The sequence below is a fragment of the Microcystis sp. M_OC_Ca_00000000_C217Col genome (assembly GCF_007095585.1).
Taxonomy (GTDB): Bacteria; Cyanobacteriota; Cyanobacteriia; order Cyanobacteriales; family Microcystaceae; genus Microcystis; species Microcystis panniformis.
On sequence record NZ_SFBV01000112.1, the window covers coordinates 1 to 3393 of the forward strand.

Genomic DNA, 3393 nt, shown 5'->3' on the forward strand with positions numbered 1-3393 from the left:
TAAAGTTATCAAGGTACTACATTTACCAAGCGGCTAATCCTCTAAACGTCTTACTGTCTAGTTTCTAGCCAACGAATCGCACCACACCCCACACCCTGTCCCCACGAAAAACTTTTTGCTGCAAACCCTAGTTAGGGGAAGCATTGGGGGGACTCGGACCGGTGACGGGTGCGGAAGGTGTCGTCCCGATCGTGGGACTCGGACCGGTGACAGGTGGGGAAGGTGTCGTCCCTGGATTGGTATCGGTGACGGGTGCGGGAGGTGTCGTCCCTGGATTGGTATCGGTGACGGGTGCGGGAGGTGTCGTCCCGGTCGTGGGACTCGGACCGGTGACGGGTGCGGGAGAAATCGGTGGATTGGAAGGGGGATTATGACTCAAGAATTGCCAAGCGATCGCAGCCAGCAAACCGAGAACACCGACAGCGATCACTACTACGACTAGGGGTGAAACCCTAGTGAGCGCGGGGGGAGAAGTACGACTAGAAACCGAAGAAGATGCAGGGGGGGGAGTGGGTATTGCTGTCACCACTTCTTCTCCGGGGTAGGTGTCCCCGCTGTGATCAAAATCTTGGTCATTAAGATCGGGAATAATCCGTTCTTTGGCCTCAGCATAAACTAAAGGCGTGACAGGTTCAGCCGCAGGAACTACCCGACAATAAACTAGGGCGATGGTGGAGTTATCGTGACCGTTTTTCTGGTTAGCTAGTTGTAATAAACTTTCCCCCACGGCGGTTACATTTTTCTCTCCTCGCAAAAGAGGCACAATTTCACTGTCCCAGTATTGTTCTACCCGATCGTAATCACTTAAACCATCGGAACAGAGGAGAAAAACACAATCTTGATCAATAATCAACCTCTGAACGGTGGGATGGAGATTATTGGCGCTACTCATGCCCAAAGCTTGCACCAAGGCCCCCGCGTTGGGATACTGTATGGCATCACGATAGAGGAGATAGCCTAATTTCACTTCCCTGGAAGCGAGATCGTCATCCACCGTCACTTGATGACAACTGTGGGCAGTAATCCAATAGATGCGGGAATCCCCCACATGGGCCGCGTACATTTCCTGGGCCTGGGCAAAAGCCATAACTAGAGTCGTACCCATGCGCTGACGATCTTGTCTTGACTCCTGATCATTGCGTTGACTGATCAGATCATTGGTGACACGAATCGCCTGTTCGAGGACAAGACTGTAACTATCGGGATAGACTTCAATATTAGTGGTGGGACTGGGATTAATTTCCCTAGACAGGGTTTCGATCGCTAATTGAGCAGCGATTTCGCCCCCTTCCTGACCGCCGATGCCATCACAGACAATCGCCAGGGGATTTTGACCATGAGCGAGGGTTATGGCCTGATTAGTCGGGGGATAACAGGCATCCTCGTTGTGTTCCCGCATCAGACCGGTATCAGTGCAGGTAAAAATCTCATAGCTGCGTTCTTGACCTCCACCGTAGTGCTGTAGTGCATAATCGAGGATAGCGATCAGGGATTCCGGGCGATCGAGATCACCGGATTCTAGCTCTTGGGTCAGGGATACGAGAAAATCTTGAATATTAGCGGCTGCCGTCGGGATCAGACCGGTCCAGAAAGCTCCTAAATCTTTTAAATTGGGAGCGGTGGCCTCATCTTTGCTTAATTCTAGCAATTGCAGCAGCTGATTATTCACTCTCGTCAGCGAAGGGTTGAGCAGACTAGAGACTACAGCCTTTCTCTGAAGGGGATGCCAGAGTTTGGCCATTTGCCATAACCAGTGAATTTGTCTTAAATCGGAAGCTTGCGACCAAACCTCGGCTAGAGTGGGCAATAGTTCCGGATATATTAATTCTCCCGTTTGATCGAGGGGAATAGTGCCGTATTCCAACAGCCAGATGTCCATATTCAAGCGTTCATCGGGACTGGGAATATAGCCATAGACTTGGGGAATGTGGAGATGGAAGGGTAACAATTTTAGGTAGAGGGAGAGCCAGCTAGGAGGTTCTTCCGGTGCTTGGGGTGCTTGAGCGGGTTTAGTATCAAGAACAATTTGTGGTTGTTTGACCAAATAACGATTATCAATTAGCTCGCCAACATGATAATAGGTTCTCACCCAATCACCCATCATCCATAAATAGCGCTTAACTAAAGGAGTACCGCATTTTTCACAGAATCTATTAGTGAGAGCGTTCGGGGATAGACAGGTTAGGTTTTGACATTGGAGGGTTGTCACGGAATCCATGAAAACTGCTGACTCCTAAAGCGCGGTTAGTATAGGTTAATAAAATAGCGTGTTTTTATCCACGATGACTGCCAGTGTATTCCAGTGTTTCCCAAATTTTAACCTTTGTCGCTCGATCGAGAATAATTAATGCTGACAGTGCCATCTCTATAGGTATGTCTGGGGTGTGGGGTGTGGGGTGTGGGGTGTGGGGAAGTGGGGAAGTGGGGAAGTGGGGAAGTGGGGAAGTGGGGAGCTTTTCAGTGATCAGTAAACAGTGAACTGATAACTGATAACTGATAACTGACTCCTATCTCCTGACTCCTAACAGTTTCTAAATATTTTTCCACATCAGCAAAGAGCGAGTTTGAAAGCCGAGATTTTGGTAGAGATTGAGAGCATTGTCGTTATTGATGAAGACTTGTAAACCGATGCGGGTTTGTCCGCGACTTTTTGCCCAATCCTTAGCTCGATCGATTAGTGCGGTGGCGATACCTTGGCGACGATGCTGGGGATCGACGTAAATCAGGAAAATATGACCATAGCGATCGCCTGTCACCTGATCGACGGCGCTCCCCATCCAGAGACAAGCGATCGCCGTTTGTTGTCCTTCGACGATCCACAGGGGAGTATCGAGGCCAAAAAACTGTCTGACTGTATCAGCTAGATGGGAGAGGTTTTTTTGTTCGGGAAAAAATTCTTCATAGGTGCGGGTGAGAAAATTAATGAGTAGATAGCGATCGCCCATTTTGCCCAGTCGCAGCCGATAATCTTCGGGAAGGTTAGCCATGCCAAGGATAAAAGAAAATTATGCCCAGGGATGGCTCGATCGGAGCGGGTGCCGCTAAATCTGCCGGTAAAAAAATCCGGATGCCGGTGGCAACCAGAGCAACTAAAAACACTAAGATAGTCAGGAGCGGGGCGATATATTGCCGAAAAAAAGCCATAATTATTTGATCTCTACACTGCTGTTCCTTCTATTTTAGGGATTGCCAGTTAAGATATCAGCAATTAAAAAAAAATTCACCCAAAAAAAAGTGATCGGCATACCGATCACTAGAAACCGACAACTAGACTTTGACATCCTCGCCGCACTTTTAGGGCGGCGATTCCTAAACCTCACGATTTAAGTTTCTGCTTCCACCACCGTCGCATACCACAGTTAAAAAACCATGTACTGTCTTACACAGAGTCCA

4 protein-coding genes are annotated in these 3393 nt (G+C 48.7%); 1 reads left to right on the top strand and 3 read right to left on the bottom strand.

Annotated features, from left to right (window positions below):
- Positions 1-127: 127 nt before the first annotated feature.
- On the bottom strand, positions 128-2218 hold the full coding sequence (locus EWV66_RS06720; protein WP_052277509.1) for a PP2C family protein-serine/threonine phosphatase: 2091 nt from the start codon (positions 2216-2218) through the stop codon (positions 128-130).
- Positions 2219-2292: 74 nt separating this feature from the next.
- On the opposite strand from EWV66_RS06720, the gene EWV66_RS06725 reads away from it, so the two are divergent.
- Entirely contained in the window at positions 2293-2478 is a 186-nt protein-coding gene (locus EWV66_RS06725; RefSeq protein WP_128575263.1) for a hypothetical protein, read from the top strand.
- 53 nt (positions 2479-2531) lie between these two features.
- On the opposite strand, the gene EWV66_RS06730 is transcribed toward EWV66_RS06725, so the two are convergent.
- Together EWV66_RS06730 and EWV66_RS06735 are read right to left on the bottom strand one after the other, a co-directional pair.
- Entirely contained in the window at positions 2532-2987 is a 456-nt protein-coding gene (locus EWV66_RS06730; protein ID WP_043996362.1) for a GNAT family N-acetyltransferase, read from the bottom strand.
- Entirely contained in the window at positions 2980-3144 is a 165-nt protein-coding gene (locus tag EWV66_RS06735; RefSeq protein ID WP_167341559.1) for a DUF8624 family small hydrophobic protein, read from the bottom strand. The genes EWV66_RS06730 and EWV66_RS06735 overlap by 8 nt, the downstream gene beginning before the upstream one ends.
- Between the last annotated feature and the right edge of the window lie 249 nt (positions 3145-3393).

Coding starts and splice junctions, on each gene's coding strand:
- EWV66_RS06720 (WP_052277509.1), bottom strand. CDS start 2,218: ATGGATTCCGTGACAACCCTCCAATGTCAAAACCTAACCTGTCTATCC.
- EWV66_RS06730 (WP_043996362.1), bottom strand. CDS start 2,987: ATGGCTAACCTTCCCGAAGATTATCGGCTGCGACTGGGCAAAATGGGC.
- EWV66_RS06735 (WP_167341559.1), bottom strand. CDS start 3,144: ATGGCTTTTTTTCGGCAATATATCGCCCCGCTCCTGACTATCTTAGTG.